The organism is Xanthomonas sp. D-99 (assembly GCF_017746145.1).
In the GTDB taxonomy this organism is placed as follows: domain Bacteria; phylum Pseudomonadota; class Gammaproteobacteria; order Xanthomonadales; family Xanthomonadaceae; genus Xanthomonas; species Xanthomonas cissicola.
Window position 1 is genome coordinate 1 of sequence record NZ_JAGHWU010000090.1, and the last position, 25,978, is coordinate 25,978.

Genomic DNA, 25,978 nt, shown 5'->3' on the forward strand with positions numbered 1-25,978 from the left:
GGCCCTTCAAAAGGGCCAAAGGCTACGGGAGGCGGGTCAATTTGAAGTTGCTGCGGTGGGTCAGATTAAAAGTGCTGGTGACACCTCCATGCCGGCATATTTGGACTTCCAGACGTAATAGGTCGGCTCGCTGATCCCGTGCTTGCGACAGGTCTCGCCGACCTTGGCACCGGCCTCGACCTCTTTGAGGATCCGGACCATCTGTTCTTCGGTGAACTTGGACTTCTTCATGCAGAGCTCCTTGGAGTGAAACTCTACTTCCAAGTGGATCGAATTAACGAGGACGCTTCACGATGACCAAGTTCTCCTTGGTGAAGTTGTCCACGACGGTCAGGGCCCGGAAGCGGCGCCCGTCGAACAAGGCGTCAGCAACAAAGTCCATGCTCCAAACCTGATTGGGACCGGTCAGCACCGTGCGCGCCAGGCGATGTGCCGCAGCCACTGAAGATACCGACTACCCTCGGACGGCAGGCAAGCTGGAACGGCAGCGCCGGTAGCGTCGCGCTGTCTTGCTTTGGGCGGTACACGGCGGCTTGTAGGAGCGGATTGGGACGCTTCCCGCGGATGCCATAGGGCCGGATGGTATCAATGTTCTGAGGCAGCGCCGTCAAGCCGCGAACGGCTGCGGCTTGCTTCGCACGCTCTCCAACGCCATCCGCCCCGGGGCCCGCCCGCACGCGGCCCTTTGCACAACCGCTTTTGGCTTGGTGGGGGACTCTTCGCCGTTGGAAAAGCTAAGATCGAAACTTGTGCAAAGTCGGAAGTCGCCAATGATCGATCGTCGTACCTTTCTTGCCACGGGTGTGGTGGCCGCTGCCGCCAGCTTCGGCGCGTCGGCAGCGCGCATCGCGCAGACGCCGCGTGCCAGCGGGCCGGCGCCGTGGGGTGCGGTGCCCAGCCCGCGCCAGCTGCGCTGGCATCGGTGGGAGCAATACGCCTTCGTGCATTTTGCGATGAACACCTTCACCGACAAGGAATGGGGCTACGGCGACGAGGATCCGCGCAAATTCGATCCCAGCGATTTTTCAGCCGATCAGATCGCCGCTGCTGCGAAGGCCGGCAATCTGAAAGGGCTTATTTTCACTGCCAAGCATCACGATGGATTCTGCCTTTGGCCGACACGCCTGACCGAGCATTGCATCCGCAATTCGCCCTACAAAAACGGCAAGGGTGACATCGTCGGCGAGATGGCCGCGGCATGTCGACGCGCCGGCCTGGCCTTCGGCATCTATCTCTCCCCCTGGGATCGCAACCACGCCGAGTACGGTCGCCCCGGCTATCTGGACTATTTCCGCAAACAGATCGTCGAACTCTGCACAGGTTACGGCGACCTGTTCGAGTTCTGGTTCGACGGCGCCAATGGCGGCGATGGCTATTACGGTGGGGCGCGCGAATCGCGCAAGATCGATGCGCCTGCGTACTACAACTGGCCGCGGATGATCGAGCTGGTGCATCAGCATCAGCTGATGGCATGTACCTTCGATCCGCTCGGCGCCGATATCCGGTGGGGCGGCAACGAAGATGGCATCGCCGGCGATCCATCCTGGCCGACCATGCCCAATGCCCCGTACACCCAGGAAAACGGCAATTCCGGCGTGCGCGGAGGGGCGCTGTGGTGGCCGGCCGAAACCAACACCTCGATCCGTCCGGGCTGGTTCTATCACGCCGACGAAGACGGCAAGGTGCGGAGCCCGGAGAATCTGGTGCGCTATTTCGACACCTCGGTGGCGCGCGGGACCAACATGAACCTCAATCTGCCGCCCGACCGACGCGGCCGCATCCCCGACCACGACGTGGCGGTGCTGCAGAGTTTCGGCGACGCGATCCGCGCCAGCTTCGCCATCGACCTGGCCAAGGGCGCCAAGGCCAGTGCCAGCGCCTCGCGCGGGGCCGGGTTCGAGCCGGCGCGCGTGCTCGATCGCCAGCCGGACAGCTACTGGTCCACGCCGGACGAGGTCACCACGCCGACGCTGACGCTGGAATTGTCGGCGGTGCACAGCTTCGACCTGATCCGGCTGCGGGAGTATCTGCCGTTGGGCGTGCGCGTTACCCGCTTCGCGGTCGAAGCCGAGGTCGATGGGCAATGGCGGCGGCTGGCCGAGGCGCAGTGCATCGGTGCACAGCGGATCGTGCGTCTGGAGCGCCCGATCGCCGCACGCCGGGTGCGCCTGGTCGTGCTCGAGGCGCCGGTCTGCCCGGCGATCAGCGAATTGGCGCTGTTCCGCGCCGTTGCGCCGGTGCCGGTCGCGCGGCCGACGGCGAATGCACCGGACGTGCTGTCCACCGCCGGCTGGCGCATCGTCGAGGCGAGCGCGCCAGGGGCGGAGAAGTTGCTAGACGACGATGCCAGCTCGATCTGGATCACGCCCGCACCGACGCCGGGCCATCCCGTGCAGGCGACCATCGACCTCGGCGCGTCGCGTGAGGTTGCCGGGTTCAGCCTCACGCCCTCGCGCGCAGTGATGACCGGTGCGGCGCCGCCGAAGGGCTATCGCGCCGACACCAGCGAAGATGGCCAGCACTGGCAGCCGGCCGGCGCCGGCGAGCTCTCCAACATCGCCTATGCGCTCTCGACCCAGCGGCTGAATTTCCCCGAGGTCCGCCAGATCCGCTATCTGCGGCTGTCGTTCGCGGAGACGGCGGTGCCCGCCGAGCGGCTGGCGATCGCGGGGATCGGCGCGTTCTCGCGCTTGCGATGAGCGCGTGCGCTCCCGCGCGGTCGTGCGCCGCGTGGGAGGGCAGCGCTAAGTGGAGACAGCTTCGCGCGTTGAAAGACGTCAAGCGAAGCGATGGAAGGGAAATCGCCGCAGCCGCATCACGTGGTGTAGCCCGAATCTTCAACCTGGCTTGCACGCCGCCATTCCAGATGAGGCGCTATGGTGGGCGGCGCACTACGCAAGCGAGTTGGTTGGATATGGAACAGAAACAACACGAGTGGATGCAGGCGGTGACCGAGGCGCTCAGCGATCTGCTGGCCGCGCGCGTGGCCCAGGCCACGCTGCTGGAGGCGATGCTGGTCTCGCATCCGGATCCGGTGATGCTCAGAAAGGCGTGGGATGAACTGTCGTCCCAGCGCATCGCCTATGTTGCGCAGAACAAAGCCCTGGCCGACGACCCGCGCCCGATGGACGCCCAGACATTGGAGCAGTTCCGCGCGTGGGAAGAAAAGCTCAACCGCTATTTTCCGCGCGACCCGGCTGCCGGAAGTGCGCAGACCTGAGGCTGCCGATGTCACGCAACCGGTAGGGAGCTGACCTGTCAGGGCTGCCGACGATGTGCTGGCCGTGGCCAAAGCCGGCATGCGCTCCCTCCAGCCGGGATCAACTGCTCGGTCATCTCCGTCAGCAAACAGGCCGATGGATGGCCTTCGACTTGCGTATGGCATCGCTACGCTACCGAGGCCAGCACTGGCCCAGGTAACGCAGCACGTTCCGTCGTCGTACCCAGCGACTGCTTTTCAAGCCACCGATGCGCGCGATCGCGTGGGCTCGGCAGGCAGGCGTAGCGTGGACGAGGTCAGCCCGGGCGCGGTTGCCTGCAGCTCAATCTCGCCGCTGCTGCGCGTGGTTTGCAGCAGCGCCGCACACAGGCCGTTGAACGCCTTGCGCCGCGGCGCCTTGTCGTCCTCGTGGCTGCTGGGATCGCCATTGCCGACCCCAATCAGCCCTGCGGGTCCGCGCAGTGCGAACTGCACCAGGTTGTCGGCGGTCGGTACCAGGCGGCCTTGTGCATCGAGGATCTCCACCTTCACCACGGCCACGTCTTCGGCATCGGCACGCAGCGTGTTGCGATCGCAGCTCAAGCGAATCGCCGCCGGCTTGCCTGTGGTTTCACGACGCTCGCTGAGTACCAGTTTGCCGCCGCGATAGCCGCGCGCTTCGATCATGCCGGGCGCATAGACCACGCGCCATTCGACATGGCCATAGGCCGGCACCTGCTGCAGGCCCTGGCTGACGCCATTGACCAGCAGTTCCACCGCCTCGAGATTGCTATGGCACCAGACCGCGATGCGGCCATTATCGTCGGGCTGCAGCACGCCGTCCCAGTTCCAGTGCGGGAACAGATGCAGTACCGGTTCGCTGGTCCACTGCGCGCGGTAGTACCAATAATTGTCTTTCGGGAAGCCGCAGCTATCGAGCACGCCGAATTGCGAAGCCACATTGGGCCAGCGGTTGTAGGGCGTGGGTTCGCCGCGATAGTCGAAGCCGGTCCAGATGAAGCCGCCGGCGATGTACGGGCGTTGCGCGACATAGCTCCACCAGGCTTCGGCGGTGCTGGCCCACCAGGGGTGGTCCAGGTCGTAGGCGCGGGTGTAACCGCGTTGGTCATCGCGTTGATAGTTGCCGCGCACCGACACGGTGCTGCCGGTTTCGCTGCCGTAGATCGGGATGTTGGGGTATTGCGCGTGGAAGCCGTCCATCTGGCTGGTGCGGTAGTTGAAGCCGACCACATCCACCACCTGGCCCACGCCATCGCCAAATCCCTTGTCCATCGCGAAGGTCGTGGGGCGGGTGGGGTCCAGCTGGCGCACGCGTTGTTGCATGCGGCTGACGATGCGTGCACCGCGCGCGGTCACTTGCTGCGGCTCTTCGTTGCCGAGCGACCACAGGATGACGCTGGGATGATTACGGCCACGCCGCACCATCGCGTCCAGTTCGCCCATCGCCTCGGGATCGGTCGACATGCGGCGGGTTTCTTCGATCACCAACATACCCAGCTGGTCGCACAGCGCGAGCAGTGCCGGCGTGGCCGGATTGTGCGAGCTGCGGTAGGCATTGCAGCCCATCGACTTGAGCTGACGCAGACGCCATGCGTGCAAGGCGTCCGGAATGGCGGTGCCGACGCCGGCATGGTCCTGGTGATTGTTGGTGCCGTGCAGCTTGAGCGGTGCGCCGTTCAACAGGAAACCGCGTTGCGCATCGAAGGCGATGCTGCGTACGCCAAACGGCGTCACCAGCGCATCGACTGCAGTGCCGTCGATGTGCAAGCTGCTACTCAGGCTGTAGAGCTGGGGCGTGTCGATCGACCACAGCGCTGCCTGCCCAAGCGGCAAGGTCTGTTCGACCACCTGCAGCTGCCCGGGCGCGACGATGACCGCTGCGCTGGCCGCCTGCGCCACGATGCGTCCATCCGGTGCGGTGATGCGCGCCTGCACCACGCATTGGCGCGGCGCCGTGCCGTCGTTGCGCACTTCGGTGGAGAGCTGCGCAGTGGCGTTGCCATCTCGCACGGTGCTGCGCACGAACACGCCATCTTGCGGCAGATGCAGCGGGTCGGTCTTTTGCAGCCACACATGCCGGTAAATGCCGGCGCCTTCGTAAAACCAGCCTTCGCCCAGCGTGGCATCCACGCGGATGGCGATGATGTTGGGCCTGCCGTAGTCGAGCACTTCGCTGAGGTCGACTTCGAAGCCGCAGTAGCCGCTCGCGTGACGGCCGACGATGTGTCCATTGCAGAACACGATGCACTCACGGAACACGCCATCGAACACCAGGCTGATGCGCTTGCCCAGATCGCTGGCCGGAATCTGCAGCCTGCGCCGATACCAGCCCACGCTGTTCTCCGGGAAACTCGTACCCAGCGGCCTGTAACCGTGCGCGGCGGCCGGGTCTTCCTCGGTGATGGAGGCCGAGATGGGCTCCTGCCGAAACGGCAGGCCGACGGCCCAGTCGTGCGGTAGATCCACCTGCTGCCAGGCACTGTCGTCGAACGCCAGTTGCGCGGCGGTCGCGGTGTCCTTGCCGGCCTTGGCGAAGCTGCGTTGGAACGTGCCGAATTCGAAATCGCGCGCCGCATCGCTGGCATGGCCCAGGTGGAAGCGCCAACCGAAGTCGAACAGCAGACGCTCACGCGGTGCCAGCGCTGCATCGCCTAGTGCCGATGTCGAGACGCTGTTCTTGGCTGCAGGTGCAGCCGTCGCGCCAGCGGAGGCCACTGTGCCGGCTGCGCCTACCGGCAGGGCGGCGCTCACCCCACTGGCAAGCATGCCGCGCAGCAACTCGCGCCGATTGATGCCGCTCATGGCTGCGTCCTTTTTTCGGCCTCTGCAGGGACGTGCTGGCTGTCCGCATGACGCTTGTGCGCGTCAGCGTTGATCGCTGCAGGCACACCGGTATACGGGTGGCGCATGAAGTCGATCGCCGGCAGCACCTCGTTGCCGTGCTTGAAGTCGAAGAAGCTGGCGTTTTCCCACGACGAGCCGGTGCCCCAGCGCGTCTTGCAGCTGCTGCTGGTCCATGCCGGCTCCCAGTACACCACGCCGGCGCCGCCGGTATCGATCACCAGCTGGGTGAGGTCTACCATGTAGCGTGCCTGGCCTTGCGGCGTGGCCGGGTAGCCGGGAATCAGCGAGTCTTCGCCGAGCAGATTGTGCGAGGTGTCGCCGGAGTCCAGCGTCCACGGATACGCGGTTTCCACTACCACCACATCGGCGTCGTAGCGGCCGCGCAGACGCCTGATGGTCTTGCCCAGCTCGGCCATCGATTGCGTGGACCATTTGCGGTAGTAGCTGATGCCGATCAGATCGAAATCGGTGACGCCGGCCTTGGTGGCGTCGGCGAACCATCGCTCCACATTTTCCGGCTGGGCGATATGCAGCATCACCCTTGGTTTGATCGCCGAGCGTGCAGCCATGTCGCGCACCGCCTTGATGCCGGCGTTGAACAGCTTGGCGTTGCGCTGCCAATCGATGGGGCGTTTTTTGTCCCAGGGCGTGCTGTCCATCAGGTCGGAATTACTTTCGTTGCCCACCTGCACCAGCTCCGGCATCAGGCCGGCGCGGTCGAGTGCGCTCAGCGTGTCGTAGGTGAAGCCATACAGCGTGCGCGCGAGCTCGTCGGTGTCGGTGATGCTGGCCCAGGCCTTGGGAATCAGCTGTTTTTCGCCATCGGCCCAGTCATCGGAGTAGTGCAGATCCAGCAACACCTGCATGCCTTGCGCGCGTGCACGTGCAATGGTTTTTTTGACGTCGGACAGGTCGCTGTACTTGGTCCAGCGCGCATCGTTCCACAAGCGTACGCGCACCAGATTGGCGCCGTGGGCGTGGAAGAGTTCGAACGGATCGGTGACCACGCCGTTCTCGCGGTATTGCACGCCGCATTCTTCCATCTCGTTGACGTAGGACAGGTCCGCGCCGAGATACAACGTGGCGGGAGCCGGGGCGGCGTGTGCGAAGGTGGAAATGGCCAGCGCCAGGAGCGCGGGCGTCCAGAGACGGCGTGGTGAGCGCATGCAATTCCTCGACAGAGACAACCTGGAACGGGTGACAGCATGCCGCAGGCGGCCGTGCTGCTGCGCGGCCGCTGTGCAGAATCCAAACGTGGCTTGCAGATTGGATTTCACACGGCGGCTGCGGTGTTATACAGGCGTGCACAGATCAGATCGGCTGCGCAGCAGCATGTGCAGCCGATCGAGCAATGCCTAGAACTTGTACGTCGCTTCCAACTGGTAACGACGACCGAATACCTGATAGCCGCCATCGTCCTGATTGGCCAGGCGATTGGGCTTGTTGTCGGTGTAGGCGCGCAACGGCTCGTTGGTGAGATTGCTGGCCTGGAAGCGGAAGCCGAGCTGCTTGCTGTACTGCCAGTTCAGGCTCAGATCCACCGTGCCTTCGCTCTGCAAGCGCGCCAGCCGTGCGGCATTCCAGCCGTACACCACCGTGTAGGGGCTGTGGTACTTGTAGCCCACGCGCGCTTCGAAGGTGCCGCTGCTGTACCACAGGTCGAAGGTGCCGGTCTTGCGTGCCAGCCCGCTCAATGGCAGCGGGTTGTCTTCGGGCGAGAATTCCTTGAGGTTGGAATCCACCAGCGAATAGTTCGAGTAGACGCCGAAGTTTTCCATGTGCGGGATGAAGTAGAACGGCGTCTGGAAGGTGAGCTCCACGCCATTGATGTAGCCGCCACCGCCATTGAACGGCGCGCTGACCAGGTAATCCAGGCCGTTGATCACTTCGCGGTCGGTGCGGTAGCCGATGCTCGAATCCACTTCCTTGCGATACACGGCCAGGGCCGCGAGCGCTTCGGTATGGAAGTACCACTCGTACGAGACATCGACCTGAGTGGCCTTGAACGGGTCCAGCTGCGGGTTGCCGCCGCTGCCGGTGAGCTGGCCAACGGTCACGTTGGGGTCGTCCAGACGGCGGCCGGTGCGCAGTTCGTCCAGCGGCGGACGCGCGATGACCTTGGCCACCGCAAAGCGCAGGATGCGCTGGTCGTCGATCAGGAAATTGAGCGTGGCGCTGGGCAGTACGTCGGTGTATTCCTTGCTGCCGGTGCTGGGCTGGATGGTGCTGCCGACCGAATCGAACCCCTCGCTGGTGGTCTTGGTGTTGACCAGGCGCACACCGACATTACCGGTGACATCGGTGCCGAACAGCTGCGAGCTGAAGACCGCTTTGGCGAAGGCTTCGCGCACGTCTTCCTTGACGTTCCAATGGTCGAGCAGTTGTTCGTCGAGCGTGCTCGGGTCGAACCCGCCAAAGCCGATGCGTGCGATCTCGGCCAGGTTGCCGCCGGTCAGCGTGGGCACGTTCAAGTCGGGCATGGTGACCGGGTAGATCAGGTCCTGATACGCGGCGATCGGCTGATCGTAGCCGGACTGGTTGCTGAGGAAGCGGCGGTTCTGTTTTTCGCGACGCGCGGCGCGTGCGCCCAGTTCCAGCGACGTGAACGGGCCGGCATCCACGGCGCGGCTGGCGTTGAGTGCCAGCGCAGCGATCTTGTCGCGCAGTGCCTGCGGCTCGGTCTGCCCGGCGATGCCGTATTCGGGCGTGTCCGAGCTGGTGCTGATGGTGGGCGTGACGCTGCGGCGGAAATCGAACGAGATGGTGTCCGGGTTGCTGCCAAAACGCACCGCCTGCCAGGTGTTGTCGCGTTTGGCCTGCGAGAACGACAGGTCGCTGCCCAGGGTCCACACATCGCCGCTCCACTTGGCGTTCAAACCGCCGGCGGTGAGCGTCTTGACCTCGTTGTAATGGCTGACCACGTGGTCGACCTGCAGGTTCGAATTGGCCAGCGTGCCGGCCACCACATCGCCATCGACGATGGTGTAGGACGAGCCCGGTGTGGTGTATGGATTGGTGCTGCCGGAGAAGGTGCTGAACGCCAGCCCGTTGAACCAGTTCTGCAATTGGTCTTCGTCGATTTCGATGCGCGAATACAGGCCGTCGAACTTCAATTCGACATTGCCCGAGCGCCACTGCACGGTGCCCATCGCGCCGGTGCGGGTCTGGTCGATCAGCTTGAGCTGGTCGGCCGCCCCCCATGGGGTCGGGTCGACGGTGCCGTCGCCATCCACATCGCGCGAGGTGGTGGCATCGGTATAGCCCCAGCTGCCGATCGACGAGCTGGCGTTCTTCTGCTTCTGGTACGTGGCGCCGAACGCCACCGCCAGGTTGTCGTTGAGCTTGTGCACCCAGCTGGCGCCGAAGCGGCTGCCCCACGGGCTGTAGCCGTCCACATCCTTGGCGTGGTCATAGAACACCGGGCCGGCGGTGCCGACGAATCCTGGCCCGGTGTAGTCGAGCGGGCTGATGGTGGAGATGTCCACGTTGGCCGCAAGACCGCCGGCGACCAGATCCGCCGACTGGGTCTTGTAGACCTTGACGGTGGAGACGATCTCGGTCGGGAATACTTCCCAGCGCACGGCGCGGTTGGGCTCGGAGGAGGCGATTTCGCGCCCGTTGACGGTACCCATGGTCATGCGCGGGCCCAGGCCGCGCACGGTGGCCAGGCTCTCGTTGCCGCGGTCGCGGGTGCCGTTGACGCCAGGCAGCCGCACCAGCGCCTCGGCCACGGTGACGTTGGGCATCTGACCCATGTTGTCTGCGGAGATCACTTCCACGACGTGATCGGACATCTGCTTGGCCTGCACCGCCTGATTCAGGCTGGCGCGCTGGCCGATCACGGTGATGTTGTCCAGCGTCACCGGCGTTTGCCCGTTGCCAGCAGCAGGGCTCGCGTCGCCTGCGGGCGGAGTCGCCGGGACGCTGTCCTGCGCATGCGCGCCGAACGCGGTGGCCAGCACGCAGGCGATGGTGGTGCACAGGGTGGCGCGAACTGGCGTGCGGCGCAGGCGCCGACTGGCCGGGTGGCCGGGTGGCCGGGTGGCCGGTATGGTGAACAGGCATCGGTTGATCCCTCCCAGGACAAAGTGACCGAATACGGTGGTAGCTGCTGGTGCTGCCAGCCGCATGGAGCGGGGCTGGCGCGTCCGCGCGGGTGTGGCCAGTGGTGCGGTGCTGCGTGATCTAGTGTTGGTCGTTCGTGTGCGTGACGCCGACAGCGCGCTGCGTCGCGCTGGCGTCCCCCTGTCTTGCATGTGTCCGCTTCAGGGTAGAAGCGCGAGCCATTCCATTCCAATGAAGCATTTTGCGGCAGCTATCTCGGCTTGGAATGCTGCGCTGCGGCACTCGCGTCTGCTTGATCTTCTGGAAGTGAGGGCGGCGATGCGGCGCAGCGGCTGTGGCATTGCCTGGTACTTGGATGACTTGGGCCGACGGGATTTCCCCATGATGTTGCCGCTTGTGCGCGCGGCAGGAGCGACAGATTGGCCGATGCAATCAGGCCAGGTGCAGTGTGTCTGTCGTTGCGATCGCGGGCCAGCGCACGGCCACTCCCGACGACCAGATTCCATTCCCACCAAGCCGCTAACGCGCGCGCGCGGGCAGGCGTGGCAGCGCAGGGAATGCGCGCTGCACGCAGTCGCTGCGTTCGCATGTCAGGCAGCCGGGGCCGATCGGTACCGCATCGTCCACCGCGTTCAGATCCCAACCGCGCGCATACACCAGTTGATCGGCGTGGCGCAGGTCGCAGCCCATGGCCAGGGCAAACGTCTTGCGCGGGCGACCATAGCCGGGCGGGCCGCTGCTGACCTGGCGGGCCAGCCAGAAATAACGGCGGCCGTCGGGCATGCGCGCGATCTGGGTGAGGATGCGGTCGGGCTGGTTGAACGCCTCGTACACGATCCACAGCGGGCAGGCGCCGCCGACATGCGAGAAATGGAAATCGGTGGCCGAGTAACGCTTGGACACATTGCCGGCGCGGTCCACCCGCATGAAGAAGATCGGCAAACCGGCTGCCCCGCGTCGCTGCAAGGTGCTGAGCCGGTGACACACCGCTTCGAAGCCCACGTCGAAGCGGTCGGCCAACCATTCGATGTCGTAGCGCGAGGTCTGTGCGCTGTGCAGGAACGCGCTGTACGGCATCACCAGCGCGCCGGCGAAATAGTTCGACAGGCCAATCCGCGAGAGCGCGATGCGCTCGGCGTCCTCGAAACCGGCATCGGCAATGCGCGCGTCCAGCAGCGGCGCGCATTCCAGCAATGCAAGCTGCGCCGCCATCTGGAACGCCTGCTGGCCCGGCCGCAGGTGCGCCGGCAGCCACAGCACGCGCGCCTGCCCATCCAAGCTGCGCTTGTCGCGATGCAGCTCGGGGGCGTCCTGCACCAGCAGGCCGTGACGCTCGGCCAGCCGTTGGCGCAGCCGCAGCGGAAGATTTTCCGGGGTCAACCCAAGTTCGGCGTAAAGCGCTTCGGCGCGCTCGTCCAGTTCGGGCAGATAGTTGTGCGCGCGGTTGAAGTAGTCGCGCACCTGCTCGCCGGGCGAGAGCGATGGCATCGCGGCGTGCTCGACCCCGATCTGCAGTTCCAGCGCAGCGTTGCGCTCGAGCAGATGTTGATGGGCGCGGTGCAGATCCAGCAGCGCCTGGGCCACCTGCGGCAGATTGCCGGTCAGCGCGCGCAGCTCGGCCGGCAACAGCGTATGGCCCAGGCTGCGTAGCGATTCGTCCAGCGGCTCGACCAGCGCGGCCGGGTCGTCCAGGTCCAGCAGGCCGTCCAGGTCGCCCAGCGCGGTCTTGAGCCGCTGCTGGATGGCGAGTGTGAGCGGACGCTGATTGCGTTCGATCTGATTGAGATAGCTTGGCGACAGTTCGAGCCGGCGCGCCAGTTCGGCCTGGGTCAGGCCATGGCGCTGGCGCAGCCGCTGCAGGCGCAGCCCGAGCTGGTGGCGGAGGTGAGCGTGCGACTGAGGCATTCGCAAGATTCGCAAGATTATGTCGTCAGCTTAGCGCGATTAAGCAATCGCGGGCTGGGAATGGAAGGTATCGATGCAAACAATGCGAAGAGATGGCCGCAACGGCCCGATGTCCTTCTTCACTAGCGAGCCCTGCAATGAGCGAATCCGTCCCCCGCGTTTCCCTGTTGATCGATGGCGAGTTGGTAGTGTCCGCCAGCACGCAGTGGCAGGATGTGGTCAACCCGGCCGACCAATCGGTATTGGCCCAGGTGCCGTTCGCCACCACCGCCGAAGTGGATGCCGCAGTGGCAGCGGCCAGCCGCGCCTTCGCGACCTGGCGCAAGACGCCGGTGGGCGCCCGGGCGCGTATTTTTCTCAAATACCAGCAGCTGATCCGGGAAAACATGCCTGAACTGGCCGCGCTGCTCAGCGCCGAGCAGGGCAAGACCCTGGCCGATGCCGAAGGCGATGTGTTCCGTGGTCTGGAAGTGGTGGAGCACGCCGCGGCGATCGGCAATCTGCAACTCGGTGAGCTGGCCAACAACGTCGCCAATGGCGTGGACACCTATAGCCTGCTGCAGCCGCTGGGCGTGTGCGCGGGCATCACCCCGTTCAACTTCCCGGCGATGATTCCGCTGTGGATGTTCCCGATGGCGATCGCCACCGGCAACACCTTCGTGCTCAAACCCTCCGAGCAGGACCCGATGGTGACCATGCGCTTGGTCGAACTTGCCCTGGAAGCCGGCATTCCCAAGGGCGTGCTCAACGTCGTGCATGGCGGCGAGGAAGTGGTCAATGCGCTTTGCGATCACCCCGACATCAAGGCGTTGTCGTTTGTCGGTTCCACCAAGGTGGGCACGCACGTTTATCGACGTGCCTCGCTCGCCGGCAAACGCGTGCAATGCATGATGGGCGCCAAAAATCACGCCGTGGTATTGCCCGACGCCAATCGCGAGCAGACCCTCAATGCGATGGTCGGTGCCGCGTTCGGTGCCGCCGGGCAGCGCTGCATGGCCGCCTCCACGCTGGTATTGGTTGGTGAATCGCGCGCGTGGATTCCGGAGTTGGTAGCCAAGGCCAGGAGCCTGAAAATCGGTGCCGGCAACGCCCCGGGCACCGAGGTCGGTCCGCTGATTTCCTGCGCCGCGCGCGAGCGGGTAGAAGGCTTGATCGCCTCCGGTGTGGAGCAGGGCGCCACCTTGGAACTGGATGGTCGCGCACCACAGGTGCCGGGTTTCGAGCAGGGCAATTTTGTCGGCCCGACCATCTTTTCCGGCGTCAAACCCGGCATGCGGATCTACGACGAAGAGATCTTCGGGCCGGTGCTGGTGATCCTGGAAGCCGCCACGCTGGACGAGGCCATCGCCTTGGTCAACGCCAACCCCAACGGCAACGGTACGGCGCTGTTCACCCAATCCGGTGCGGCTGCGCGGCGTTTCCAGGAAGACATCGATGTGGGTCAGGTCGGCATCAACGTGCCGATTCCGGTGCCGGTGCCGCTGTTCTCCTTTACCGGCTCGCGCGCTTCCAAGCTTGGCGACCTGGGTCCGTACGGCAAGCAGGTGGTGATGTTCTACACCCAGACCAAGACCGTGACCGCGCGCTGGTTCGACGATCAGACGCTGGGCCATGGCGTCAACACCACCATCTCCCTCAAGTGACCCGATCGCCATGAATGCAGCCATCCAGCTCCACCCCAACACAGCCGACTTGAACGACGAGCAGGAAGCCTTCCGCGCCGCCGCCCGCGACTTCGCCGACAAGCAACTCGCCCCGCATGCAGCGCAGTGGGACGCAGAAGGTCACTTCCCGCGCGAGGCCATCGCCAAGGCCGCCGAGCTCGGCTTTTGCGGGCTTTACACCGATGAAGGCGTTGGCGGCCTGGGCATGCGTCGGCTCGATGCGGCAGTGGTGTTCGAAGAACTCGCCACGGTGGATCCGTCCACCTCCGCCTTCATCAGCATCCACAATATGGCCACCTGGTTGATCGCCAGCTATGGCACCGACGCGGTACGCGCGCAGTGGGGGGAGGCGATGACCAGCGGCGCCAGGCTGGGCTCGTACTGTCTGACCGAACCGGGCAGTGGCTCGGATGCGGCATCGCTGAAATCGCGCGCGCAGCGCGACGGCGACAGCTATGTGCTCAACGGCAGCAAGGCCTTCATCTCCGGCGCCGGCGCAACCGACGTGCTGGTGGTGATGGCGCGCACCGGCGAAGACGGTGCACGTGGCATCAGCGCCTTCGTGGTGCCGGCCGATGCACCTGGCATCAGCTACGGTCGCAAGGAAGAGAAGATGGGCTGGAACAGCCAGCCTACGCGCGGTGTGAGCTTCGAAAACGTGCGTATTCCGGCCGAGAACCTGCTGGGCAAGGAAGGCGAAGGCTTCAAGATGGCGATGAAGGCGCTGGATGGTGGCCGCATCAATATCGCCGCGTGTTCGTTGGGCGCCGCGCAAGGCGCGCTGGATGCTGCGCGTCGCTACATGGGCGAGCGTCGCCAGTTCGGCAAGAAACTGGCCGATTTCCAGGCGCTGCAGTTCAAGTTGGCCGACATGGCCACGCAGCTGGTGGCCGCGCGGCAGATGGTGCACACCGCCGCGCGCAAGCTCGATGCCGGTAGCCACGATGCCACCGTCTGGTGTGCGATGGCCAAGCGCTTCGCCACCGATGCCGGTTTTGCCATCTGCGACGATGCCTTGCAGATCCATGGCGGCTACGGCTATATCCGCGAATACCCGATCGAGCGCTTGCTGCGCGACAGCCGCGTGCACCGCATTCTGGAAGGCACCAACGAGGTGATGCGCATGATCGTGGCGCGTCACCTGCTCAATGGCGAGGAGGAATTGCGATGAGCGATTGGGAAGGCCGTCTCCACACCGGTCTGCAGGTCGAGCGCGGTGGGCACGTCGCCATCGTGACCTTGAGCAATCCGCCGGCCAACACCTGGACCGTGCACAGCCTGGCGGCCCTGCGCGAGCTGGTGCGCGCGCTGGATGCAGATCGCAGCATCTACGCGCTGGTGATCACCGGCGAAGGCGAGAAGTTCTTCAGCGCCGGTGCCGACCTCAAGCAGTTCGCCGATGGCGACAAGGCCAATGCACGTGAGGCTGCGCGCCGGTTCGGCGAAGCGTTCGAAGCCTTGAGCGCATTTCGTGGCGTGTCGATTGCCGCAATCAACGGCTATGCGATGGGGGGCGGGCTGGAATGCGCATTGGCGTGCGATCTGCGCATTGCCGAGCAGCACGCACAGCTCGCGTTGCCTGAAGCCAGCGTTGGCCTGCTGCCGTGTGCCGGCGGCACCCAGAATCTGCCGCGCCTGGTCGGCGAGGGCTGGGCCAAGCGCATGATCCTGTTGGGCGAGCGTATCGATGCCGCTACCGCGCAGCGCATCGGTTTGGTGGAAGAGGTGGTGGGCAAGGGCGAGTCGCGCGCGCTGGCGGTTGCCTGGGCGCAGCGTGCCGGTAAACAGAGCCCGGTCAGTGTGGCGGCATGCAAGCAGCTGGTGCAGTCCACGCGCCATGGCACCCACGCAGCGGCATTGATTGCCGAGCGCGAAGCCTTCGTGGATCTGTTCGAGCATGCCGATCAGGCCGAAGGCGTGGCTGCATTTCTGGACAAGCGCGCGCCGCAGTGGAGCAACCGCTGATGGCGCAGGTCAGCGCAACCGACGAGGCACCGGTGCTGTTCGAGCAGCGTGCATGCGCCGATGGGCACCGGATCGGCATCGCTACCTTGAATTCGCCCAAGACGCTCAATGGCCTGTCGTTACAGATGACGCGGCTGCTGGATGTGCAGTTGCGTGTGTGGGCTGAGGATGCCCAGATCGCCTGCGTGGTGTTGCGTGGCGCCGGCGACAAAGCGTTCTGTGCTGGTGGCGATCTGCATGGCCTGTACCAGAGCATGCGTGCGCATCGCGCTGCAGTGCCCGACACTGCAGCGCGATGCGCAGCGCCGCAGGCCAACGCGCATGCGGCCGCATTCTTCGAGGAGGAATACCGGCTCGACTACCGCATCCATACCTATCCCAAGCCGCTGCTGTGCTGGGGCCACGGCATCGTGATGGGCGGTGGCATCGGTTTGATGTCCGGCGCCAGCCATCGCGTGGTCACCGAACGCTCGCGCCTTGCCATGCCGGAGATCAGCGTGGGGCTGTTTCCCGATGTGGGTGGCAGCTGGCTGTTGCGCCGCGTGCCCCAGGGGGCCGGCCTGTTTCTGGCGCTGACTGGCGCGCCGCTGGATGCCAGCGATGCCATTTACGCGGGGCTGGCAGATGTGCGCCTGGAGCATGCGCAGTACTCAGCAGTGCTGGATGCGCTAAGCGCGCACGCATGGACAGGCAATGCCGACAACGACCGTACTCAGCTCGGCGCATTCCTGCATGGCATCGCGCAACCCACCGAGCCGGGCCCGCTGCAACTCCACGCACAGTTGATCGAACGCCTGGTATCCGGCGAGTCACTGGAGCACATCGTCGCTGCAATCATGGCGCTGCAAAGCGAAGACAGCTGGCTGCAGGCTGCACGTGCCACCTTGGCCGCGGGTGCTCCGGGCTCGGCACGCCTGGCCTGGGAGCTGTATCGCCATCCGGGCACCACGACGCTGGCCGATACCTTTCGGACCGAATACGTGGTCGCATTGCATGTGGCGGCGCACGGCGATTTTGCAGAAGGCATCCGCGCGCTGTTGATCGATAAGGATCGTCAACCGTGTTGGCAGCCTGGATCGCTGGAAGAAGCCGATGCGCAGTGGGCCGCAGACTTCTTTGTCGCGCCCTGGTCGGCCGCGGACCACCCGCTTGCCGATCTGGCGGCAGGCCAGCTCGGTGTGCGTTGAGTGGCTGGCAACTTTGCGAGGGACATTCGGCTCACGCCCGATTGCATCGCAGTTGCCATGTAGCACCTGTGTCGTCGCAGCTGAAGACTGGCGGTGGCTGCGTGCGCACCAGCAATCCGGGATGACCCCGGCTATTTATTGAAGATGGCCCTACTTTGGAAACCGACACCATGAGCAAGATCGCGTTTATCGGCCTGGGCAATATGGGCGGGCCAATGGCTGCCAATCTGATCAAGGCCGGGCATCAGCTGCGGGTGTTCGATCTCGCACCGGCTGCCCTGGATGCTGCCTCAGCGGCTGGCGCGCATGCTGCCAGCTCCGCGCAGGACACGCTGGTCGGTGCCGAGGTCGTGATCTCGATGCTGCCCGCGAGCCGCCACGTCGAAGGTCTGTACCTGGGCGAATCCGGCATCCTGGCGCAGATCGCGGATGGTGCCCTGGTCATCGACTGCAGCACCATCGCACCGTTATCCGCACGCAAGGTGGCCGACGCGGCCAAGGCGCGTGGCCTGACGATGCTGGACGCCCCGGTCTCCGGTGGCACGGCCGGTGCTGCAGCCGGCACGCTGACCTTCATCGTCGGCGGCGCTGCCGATGCGCTGGAGCGCGCCCGCCCGGTGCTGCAGGCCATGGGCAAGAACATCTTCCATGTCGGCGACAATGGGGCAGGGCAGGTCGCCAAGCTGTGCAACAACATGGCCTTGGGCGTGATCATGGCGGCCACCGGCGAAGCGCTGGCGCTTGGCGTCGCGCAAGGCCTGGACCCTGCGGTGCTATCGCAGATGATGGCGGTCAGCACCGGGCGCAGCTGGGCTACCGAGGTGTGCAACCCGTGGCCCGGCGTGCTGCCCAATGCGCCGGCTTCGCGTGGGTATAGCGGCGGCTTCGGCAACGATCTGATGCTCAAGGATCTGGGTTTGGTTGCCGAGTCGGCGGTGCAGGCCGGCGTGTCGATTCCGCTCGGTGAGCTGGCGCGCAACCTGTATGCAATCAACAGCCAGGCAGGCAACGGGGCGCTGGATTTTTCCAGCGTGGTCAAGCTGTTCGCCAAGGTCTGACGAGCCACCTGGCTCGCGCCGCGGATTGTTGGAAGGGCGGTGCGGACCAGACATGCTTCCAGAGCGTGACTGCAGTTCTCGCGCCCCGCATTGGCGCAACCACTGCGCTTTGCAGCCCGCCGCACGGTTTGCGTGATGTGATGTCATTACGCACAGGTGTAATAGTCTCCGCCATCGCGTGCGCCTAAGGTGCGCGCATTGCAGCAGGCCACGACATCCATGGGACACGACCACAACCACGCACCCAGCGAAATCCGTCACGAAGCCCCCTTGTGGTGGGCACTGGGGCTGACCGCCACCTTTCTGCTGGCAGAGATCATCGGCGCATTCGTGACCAACAGCCTGGCGCTGCTGTCCGACGCTGCGCATATGGCCACCGACACCGTCGGCCTGATGATCGCGCTGGTCGCGGTGCGCCTGAGTCGTCGTCCGGCCGACGTGCGTCGCACCTATGGCTATGTGCGGCTCGAGGCGCTGGGCGCATTGGCCAATGGCGCGCTGCTGTTCGCAGTGGGCGGCTACATCCTGTGGGAGGCCGCGCAACGCTTTCGTGCCCCGCAGGACATTGCGTACAGCGGCATGCTGCTGATCGCCGGCTTCGGCTTGGTGATCAATCTGGTCGCGATGAAGCTGCTGCATGCCGGCAGCGGCGAAAGTCTCAACGTCAAGGGCGCCTATCTGGAAGTCTGGAGCGACATGCTCGGCTCGGTGGCAGTAATCATCGGTGCCCTGCTGATCCGCTGGACCGGCTGGCAGTGGATCGACCCGGTGCTGGCCGTGCTGATCGGCCTGTGGGTCTTGCCGCGCACCTGGGTGCTGCTGCGCGAGGCGATCAACGTGTTGCTCGAAGGCGTGCCCAAGGGGATCGACCTGGCGCAGGTGCAGCAGGCGCTGACCGGCCACGCTGGCGTCGAAGACGTGCACGACCTGCATGTCTGGGCGCTGGCCTCCAGCACGCCGGCGCTCACCGCGCACATCGTGGTCAACGAGGCCACCGACCGCGACCGTCTGCGTGACGCGCTCGGCGCCCTGCTGCATGAGCGCTTCGATATCGCGCACGTCACCTTGCAGGTGGAGAGCGACGACTGCGGCACTGAACCTTGCGGCACGCCCAAACCGGCGGCAGGCACGGGCCATGACGCGCATCATGGGCACGCTCATGCGCATGGGCACACGCATGGCGTGCATTCCCACTGATCGCCATTGGCGCACGGGCGAGCATTCCGACCCGGTAGCGATGCGCCTTCGCCACTGGCCGCGGCGCGATGCCGTCCATCGGTGCACCGTGGGCTTGCTGTCGCGGGCCATCCAGGCCGTATGATCCGGACGGGAATGGCTGACGGGCGACGTGGCATGGCAGTACAGGTCGAGCAGGTCAACGAGCAGATCGCCGCGCTGACCGCGCAGGCCAGTGCGGCTGCGTCGGCCGGGCAATGGCAGCAAGCCGAACAGCTGTGGGCGCAGGTGCACCAGTTGGCCCCCGCGCATCCGCACGCCTTGTACAGCCTGGGCGTCCATGCCTATCAGCGGGGCGATGCGGTCGCAGCGTTGGAGCATCTGACGGCAGCGCGATCAGGCAATCCAGGCGACCCGATGATCGTACTGACCATTGCCGTGGTGAAGCAGGCGCAAGGCGATATCGATGGCCAATGGCAAGCCATCACCGCAGCGCTGGCGCTGGATGCGTATTTTCTCCCCGGCTTACTGGCCAAAGCCGCATTCCTGGAGGCGCGCGGGCGGCCGCACGCGGCAGCCGGGGTCTATCGCGATGCGCTCGCCGTCGCGCCGCCGGAGCCGCAATGGCCGGCGGCGCTGCGCCGCAAGCTGCTGCACGCGCAACAGGCGGTCGAGCAGGACACGCTGGAATTGGAAGCCCGGTTGCGGGCCGCACTGGAAATTCCGCGCATGTCCATGGACGCGGCACTGCACGGCCGCTGGGACGAAGCTGCGGCGATCGCGTGCGGGCGCACCAGGCCATTTCATTCCCAGTCCAATCGCCTGCATATTCCGCGCTTGCCGGCGTTGCCATTCCATGCGGAAGCCGCATTCCCGTGGATCGACGAGCTGCAGCGTCATACCGATGCGATCACGCACGAACTGCGCGCCGTGATGGATGAGGACACGCGTGGATTTGCTCCTTACATCGCCTACGCGCCCGACCAGCCGGTCAATCAATGGAAAGACCTCAACCATTCGCCGGCATGGAGTTCCTATCCGCTCTGGGCACACGGCCAGCCAGTGGAAGCGCATCTGCAACGATGCCCGGCGACGGCAGCCGCATTATCGCTGGTCGATGCGGCGCAGATCGATGGCGTCTGTCCGAATGCGATGTTCTCCGTGCTGGCGCCGCACACCACCATTCCTCCGCATCACGGCGAAACCAACGCCCGGCTGGTGGCGCATCTGCCGCTGATCGTGCCGGAGCACTGCAGCTTTCGGGTAGGGTACGACTGGCGCCGCTGGGAAGCCGGAAAAGTGCTTGTGTTCGACGATTCGATCGAACACGAGGCGCGTAACGACAGTGTGCAGGTCCGGGTGGTACTGATTTTCGACGTCTGGAATCCGTTGCTCAGTCAGCAGGAGCGGGCAATGGTCAATGCCATGGAGGCCGCCATCGCAGCGCACCGGCACGGATGAGCGCTTGCTTGCGGGTAGATCAGTCCGGGAGCGGGATGCCGGCCTTGCCAAGAGCGATGCGTAGCGGAGCAAGTTGCGTCGCATACGATCTCCAGCGTCCCGAGGCCTCGGCGTGCAGGGGGCGGCGGACTTGCCAGTAGCTTGCGGTCCGCACCGCACGTTCCGCCAGGTGGAAGTCCAGGCACGCAGGCTCCCAGGGCAGTTGCAGGAAATCCAGCAAGGCGCGCAAGGTCCGCTCGGGCGCGGCCACGAAGGCATCGTAGTCGAAGGTATGGATGCTGTCCGGGTACAGCGACATCCAATGGTTCATCAAGTGGTGGTACGCGCCGTAAAAATGCCCGATATCTTCCAGTTTGCCCGCGTATCCGAACCCGTGCGGATTGAGCTGTTGCATGAAGATCGATAGCCCATTGTCCAATGGATGCCGGCGCGTATGCACGATCCTTGCCGATGGGAACAGGCGTTTGATCAAGCCGATCAGCTGGAAATTGTCCGGGCGCTTGTCGGTGATGTAGCGCAGCTGCGCCTGGTCCGGAATAACTGCGTCGATGTGCCGCCGATAGCTCACGGCGAGCTGCGCGATCATCTGTGGCGAGAGCGTGCGTACGGTTTGCGGAAACGGAGATAGCCTTTGCGCGACCAATCGGGGGAGCGCATCCATCTCGCCACCCGCAGCAACCTGTGAGTGGCGGGACAATGCATGCTCGATCACCGTCGACCCGGAGCGGAACATTCCACAGATAAATAGCGCAGACGTTGCATCGTGCCTATCTGCATGCGGCGGCCGCGCAGATTCCACAGCCGCGCTGTCGAATGTGGCCATCAATGCGTCGAAATGCCGCTGCGTGCGTTGCGGGTCGTATGTGGTTACGTGCGCATAGGCGTGCCGGTTGGCAGCGGTAGCCGTATCGAATGCATGCCGATGCTGGCCAAGACGGTCGTAGGCATGGGCCAGTGCATGCAGCACGGTCGCCATAAGCTGCCGATCCAGTCCTTGCACAGAGACGGCCTGCGTCAGGCCAATCATGCGCAGGTCGTCGACAGCGATGGGTGGGTCCAGATGCAGCATCCTTGCAGCAGCCTGCAATTGCAGTGCCTGCGTCGCTGGATCGGCCGGGGCAACGGCAAGAAGCTGAGAATAGGCGGCGATGGCATGACCGCGCGCGCCCAGCTCCTCGTGCAGATTGCCCAAATTAAGCAACGCGGGGGGATAGGCTGGCCGGCAATGTAGCGCCAGTTCGAGTTCCTGCAACGCCGCGGCGGCGTCACCGAGATGCTCGCTGAGCAGTACTGCGCGATTGAGATGGACCTGCTCCGGCGCTGCCGCTCCGCATGCCAGCGCCTGTGCATACGCCTGCAATGCCGCAGGGATGTCGCCGGTGCGGCGGAACAGGTACCCCAGGTTGTACCAGGCATCGGCGGCGTGTGGACGCTCCCGCACAATAGTTTGATACGCAGCAATCGCCTGTTGCAGGTGACCTTGCTGCAGGAGTTGCGCTGCCCGCTGATCAGAGGTGTTCAATGCGCGGTTCCGGCTGACGATGCAGCAATTTGGACGAGTGCAGCTTAGGTGGCGTGCGCGCGCCGTTCAATCGGCACCGGCCAGGAACCACTAGCGGCGCCCACCGTCGTCCACTTGCCTTGTATGCTCGGCTGCAGGCGATGACCGAAGACCAACAGATGTCCAGACCGATGCGATGGGTGCCGATCATGCTGAGCTGCGCAGGCAGCGTGTCGGCGCAGGAGCCTGCGACGCATCCATGCGCTTCGGTGATCGACCCACTGCCGCGGCTTGCCTGCTATGACGCCAGCTATCCGCCGTCGGCGGCCGTGCGGGCGGCAGAAGCCGACAGAGGCATGCGCGAATTCGGGCATAACGCAGCCCAGGCGCCGGCAGCATCCACCACGCAGTCCGCCCCGGCCCAGGTGAGCGCGACCGTGCTTGCCGTGGCATATCAAGCCGATGGCACCCGCCTGGTGTCGTTGGATACGCAGCAGCGCTGGACGTTGACAGAAGCGAGCAGTCGCGGTCATCTGGCCGAGGGCGAACGTGTAGTGATTCGCAAGGCGGCCATGGGCAGCTACATGCTGGTGACGCCTGCGGGCGTGGCGCTGCGCGCGCGTCGCGTCGACTGAGCGGCCGATGCAATGCATGGAGAGGAGAGTGGATTGACCGAGTTACAGCTGCGCAGCATCTTGCGGGAAGGGTATCAGCGGTTGCGCCAGGGCCGTTATAGCGAGGCGATCCATCTGGCAGAACGCGCCTGTCTGCAATACCCGGACCAGGCGCATTTGCTCGAACTGGCCAGCGAAGCCTACCTGGCACATGGCGATCCGCACACTGCAGGCGAGCGGATCGCAAGGGCAGCGGCGGTTGCGTCGGCACCGCTTGCTCTGTTGATCAAGTACGCCAGCCTGCTGGTACAGCTGCGACGCCGCCATGACGCGTTGTCGGTCGCCCGACAAGCGCATGCCCTGGCCGCAACCGATGGCACAGCGTTATGGCGGATTGGTGCGTTATACAGTGCCTGCCACGATGTCTCCGCTGCCCGCGATACCTATCAGCAGGCGCTTGCGCTGTTGGGAGAGCCGCCGCCGCTGTTGTACGACCTGGCCACGATGCAATTTTTTGTCGGTGAGTTCGATGCCGCAGAAACCACCCTGCAGCGGTTGCTGCAATCAGCGCCAGGAGCGGGCGATGCGCTGTATCTGCGCGCCACCGTGCGCAGGCAGACCGCGCAGCGCAATCATCTGGACGATTTGCGGCAACGGCTGCAACACACAGCGCTCGCCGAGCCCTCTGCCAGGGCGGCGGCACTGTATGCGCTGGCCAAGGAACAGGAAGATCTGGGGCTGCATGCAGACGCGTTCCAGACTCTTACCGCGGCTGCGACAAGCAAGCGCCAGACCTTGCAATACGATGTCGCTGCCGAATGCGCGCAGATCGCGGCCGTGCGCCAGAGCTACGACGAGACCGCGCTACGCGCGCTGCAACCCGGTCATGCCGGTGAAGGCCTCATTTTCATCGTCGGCTTGCCACGGTCGGGGACGACCTTGCTGGAGCGTCTGCTCATCCAGCGCGGTGGTGCGCGCTCGGCCGGAGAGTTAATGGATTTCGGCATGGTTCTGGGCGAGGCGACCGCCCGCGCCCTGTCGGCCCACCCAGGCCTGACGACAGTGCAGGCATCGCTGAAGATCGATTTCGCTGCGCTCGGCCAGGAGTATCTGCGTGGCGCCCGCGAGGTCGTTCATGGCCATCCGGTGGTGATCGACAAGATGCCGATCAACTATCTCTACTGTGGGCTGATCGCGACCGCGCTGCCGAAGGCGCACATCATCCATCTTGCACGCGATCCGCTCGATACCTGTTACGCGATGTACAAGACCCTGTTCTACAACGCCTATCCGTTTTCGTACGCCTTGGACGAGATCGGCGAGTACTATCTTGCCTACCGGCGAATCATGCAGCACTGGCATGCAGTGCTGCCGGGCAGGATTCTGGATGTGCACTACGAAACGTTGGTCAGCGATACCGAACAACAGATCGCGCGTGTGCTGGCCCATTGCGGGCTGGACCCAACCGACATAGCGCCCGAGCTAAGCACGGTGGCGTTCGTCACGGCGAGCGCGGCGCAAGTGCGCGGGGAGGTGCACCAACGTTCGGTACGCAGCTCCCGCCGGCACCTGGCAGGACTTGCGCCGCTGGTGCAGCAGCTTCAGGCCGCAGGGGTGTCGCTCCCGGAGTTGAACGAGCTGGACGCCGGTATCGGTCGATGACGCTTCAGCGGACAGGCGCGCCACAAGCGGCCCCATCAGATGCGATCGTAAACGCATTTGGTGTGTGATAGCTGCACTGCTTTGGGGCTTTAATGCACCAATCAGGAGCGATGCTGAACATGGGTTTAATTATCTTCGACATCGTCTTAACATCGGGTAGGCAGCGTTTTTTCGGGCGCCTTTTCGCCTGTCGCGAGCCACTGTGAGCAGCGCATAGCGATGCGTTGCCTACGCCGCCGCAGCCGTGATGCATCTGCATCCATGCAGATGCACTGCCTTGTGCTGCGCTTATCCGTTCGGATCGTCGGAGAGAGAGATGAGATTGAAGACCACCAAACTGCGCGATGCCATCAAGACGTCGCTCACCGCTGGCGCAGCTGCGCTGGCATTGACTGGCACCGTGATGGCGCAGGAACAGCCCGCCCCGGAACTGAAAAGCCTGGACGCCATCAGTGTCACCGGCACGCGTATCAAGAGTCAGACGATGACTGCCTCCAGTCCGGTCGCAGAAATCAACAAGGAAGAATTCCAGTACACCGGCTCGACCAAGGTCGAAGATCTGATCAATCAGTATCCGCAACTTGCTGCCTCGTTCGACAACTTTGCCAATAACGGTTCCCAGGGTTATGCAACGGTCGACCTGCGCGGGCTGGGCGCGCAGCGCACGCTGACCCTTGTCAACGGCCGACGCATTCCCAAGGGGATCGGCGAAAGTCCGGATATCAGCATCATTCCTGCAGCGTTGGTGCGCCGTGTGGACATCCTCACCGGCGGCGCCTCTGCGGTGTACGGTTCCGACGCGGTTGCCGGCGTGGTCAATTTCGTGCTGGATGACGAATTTGAAGGCGTGAGCGTGGACATGGGCTACAACGCCTATCAGCACGATAACGGCAACAAGTTGATGCGTGGGCTGATGGACGAGGCCGGCTACGATTACCCTACCGGTAATTCGGGCTTGGACGGCATCTCCCGCAACGTCGACCTCGCGATCGGGGGCAGCTTCGGCGAATCCGGTCATGCAACTGCCTGGGCCACCTGGCGCGAGAACGATCCGTTGTTGCAAGGGCAGCGCGACTACTCTGCATGCGCATTGAGCAATCGCGGCACTGCCTGCGGTGGCTCTGCCACGGCTGATCCTGCAAATTTTTATGTGGTGGCGCCATCGGCCGGCGCGTTCTACGTGCAGCCTTCTGCCAGTGGAACCTGGTCTCAGGTCGCTTCACCGAACCTCTACAACTTTGCACCGCTGAATTATTACCAGCGGCCGGACACGCGTTATACCGCCGGTACCAACATCAAGTATGAGGTCAACGACCACTTCAAGCCTTACCTTGAAACATTGTTCGTCAACCGCAAGAGTTCGACCCAGATCGCGCCCTCCGGTGCATTTTTCACCGACCTCAACGTCAACTGCGCAACCTCGGTGATCGGCAGCTTGTGTAACGACGTCGGCATCACCGACGACGAGTTCACCGTGTATGTGGCCAAGCGCAACGTCGAAGGCGGCCCACGCATCACCGAGTCGGATACCAATAGTTTCAGCATCACGACCGGCGCACAGGGCGATATCAACGACAACTGGTCGTACGACGCCTCGTTCACCTACAACCGCAGTACCACGGTAATCCCCCCGCCCATTAGGGAAGGTCTGAACAA

General features: G+C 64.5%; 16 protein-coding genes and 2 pseudogenes. 12 read left to right on the top strand and 6 right to left on the bottom strand.

The features are described 5' to 3' along the window. Positions 1–78 precede the first annotated feature (78 nt). A pseudogene (locus J7360_RS20045) lies at positions 79–231 on the bottom strand (transposase); the annotation flags it as partial. 539 nt (positions 232–770) lie between these two features. Between J7360_RS20045 and J7360_RS20055 the strand changes: the two are divergent. Continuing rightward, entirely contained in the window at positions 771–2,699 is a 1,929-nt protein-coding gene (locus tag J7360_RS20055; protein WP_209034637.1) for an alpha-L-fucosidase, read from the top strand. 167 nt (positions 2,700–2,866) lie between these two features. Beyond that, on the top strand, positions 2,867–3,220 hold the full coding sequence (locus tag J7360_RS20060) for a hypothetical protein (RefSeq protein ID WP_078586110.1): 354 nt from the start codon (positions 2,867–2,869) through the stop codon (positions 3,218–3,220). 237 nt (positions 3,221–3,457) lie between these two features. On the opposite strand, the gene galA is transcribed toward J7360_RS20060, so the two are convergent. The 4 genes and pseudogenes from galA to J7360_RS20080 form a co-directional block, all read right to left on the bottom strand. Further along, positions 3,458–6,022: a beta-galactosidase GalA gene (gene galA, locus J7360_RS20065; RefSeq protein WP_057662124.1), complete on the bottom strand. Its 2,565-nt coding sequence runs from the start codon at positions 6,020–6,022 to the stop codon at positions 3,458–3,460. Further along, a complete protein-coding gene (locus tag J7360_RS20070; protein ID WP_057662121.1) occupies positions 6,019–7,230 on the bottom strand; it encodes an arabinogalactan endo-1,4-beta-galactosidase in 1,212 nt (403 codons plus the stop codon). The genes galA and J7360_RS20070 overlap by 4 nt, the downstream gene beginning before the upstream one ends. 189 nt (positions 7,231–7,419) lie before the next feature. Beyond that, positions 7,420–10,129, bottom strand: a pseudogene (locus J7360_RS20075) (TonB-dependent receptor). A 519-nt stretch (positions 10,130–10,648) separates the two neighbouring features. Continuing rightward, positions 10,649–12,034: a short-chain fatty acyl-CoA regulator family protein gene (locus tag J7360_RS20080; RefSeq protein ID WP_057662116.1), complete on the bottom strand. Its 1,386-nt coding sequence runs from the start codon at positions 12,032–12,034 to the stop codon at positions 10,649–10,651. A 137-nt stretch (positions 12,035–12,171) separates the two neighbouring features. Here J7360_RS20080 and J7360_RS20085 point away from each other — a divergent pair, with 137 nt between their 5' ends. The 7 genes from J7360_RS20085 to J7360_RS20115 all read left to right on the top strand — a co-directional run bounded on the left by J7360_RS20085 (position 12,172) and on the right by J7360_RS20115 (position 20,545). Continuing rightward, positions 12,172–13,677: a CoA-acylating methylmalonate-semialdehyde dehydrogenase gene (locus J7360_RS20085; protein WP_057662113.1), complete on the top strand. Its 1,506-nt coding sequence runs from the start codon at positions 12,172–12,174 to the stop codon at positions 13,675–13,677. 10 nt (positions 13,678–13,687) lie between these two features. Continuing rightward, positions 13,688–14,869 carry an acyl-CoA dehydrogenase family protein gene (locus J7360_RS20090; protein ID WP_007970984.1) on the top strand — a complete coding sequence of 394 codons (1,182 nt, stop codon included), beginning with the start codon at positions 13,688–13,690 and terminating at the stop codon, positions 14,867–14,869. Continuing rightward, positions 14,866–15,663, top strand: coding sequence for an enoyl-CoA hydratase (locus J7360_RS20095; protein WP_057662109.1), 798 nt, complete (start codon positions 14,866–14,868; stop codon positions 15,661–15,663). Before J7360_RS20090 ends, J7360_RS20095 begins: the two co-directional genes overlap by 4 nt. Further along, entirely contained in the window at positions 15,663–16,850 is a 1,188-nt protein-coding gene (locus J7360_RS20100) for an enoyl-CoA hydratase/isomerase family protein (protein ID WP_057662145.1), read from the top strand. The genes J7360_RS20095 and J7360_RS20100 overlap by 1 nt, the downstream gene beginning before the upstream one ends. 155 nt (positions 16,851–17,005) lie before the next feature. Next, the gene (mmsB, locus tag J7360_RS20105; protein WP_173644238.1) at positions 17,006–17,908 is read left to right on the top strand and encodes a 3-hydroxyisobutyrate dehydrogenase; all 903 of its coding nucleotides are present in this window, start codon (positions 17,006–17,008) and stop codon (positions 17,906–17,908) included. A gap of 219 nt (positions 17,909–18,127) precedes the next feature. Continuing rightward, positions 18,128–19,105: a cation diffusion facilitator family transporter gene (locus J7360_RS20110; protein WP_057662103.1), complete on the top strand. Its 978-nt coding sequence runs from the start codon at positions 18,128–18,130 to the stop codon at positions 19,103–19,105. Positions 19,106–19,261: 156 nt separating this feature from the next. Then, positions 19,262–20,545: an aspartyl/asparaginyl beta-hydroxylase domain-containing protein gene (locus J7360_RS20115; protein WP_057662098.1), complete on the top strand. Its 1,284-nt coding sequence runs from the start codon at positions 19,262–19,264 to the stop codon at positions 20,543–20,545. 19 nt (positions 20,546–20,564) lie between these two features. On the opposite strand, the gene J7360_RS20120 is transcribed toward J7360_RS20115, so the two are convergent. Beyond that, complete coding sequence (locus J7360_RS20120; RefSeq protein ID WP_057662096.1) at positions 20,565–22,067, bottom strand: sulfotransferase; 1,503 nt, start codon at positions 22,065–22,067, stop codon at positions 20,565–20,567. 140 nt (positions 22,068–22,207) lie between these two features. Between J7360_RS20120 and J7360_RS20125 the strand changes: the two genes are divergently transcribed. From J7360_RS20125 to J7360_RS20135, 3 genes are all read left to right on the top strand, one after another. Continuing rightward, positions 22,208–22,681 (top strand): hypothetical protein, encoded by a 474-nt coding sequence (locus J7360_RS20125; RefSeq protein ID WP_126214678.1) that lies wholly within the window; start codon positions 22,208–22,210, stop codon positions 22,679–22,681. A 33-nt stretch (positions 22,682–22,714) separates the two neighbouring features. After that, positions 22,715–24,322 carry a sulfotransferase gene (locus J7360_RS20130; RefSeq protein WP_209034639.1) on the top strand — a complete coding sequence of 536 codons (1,608 nt, stop codon included), beginning with the start codon at positions 22,715–22,717 and terminating at the stop codon, positions 24,320–24,322. Between the two features lie 316 nt (positions 24,323–24,638). After that, positions 24,639–25,978 (top strand): TonB-dependent receptor plug domain-containing protein (locus J7360_RS20135; protein ID WP_209034641.1); only part of this gene is annotated, 1,340 nt, incomplete at its 3' end.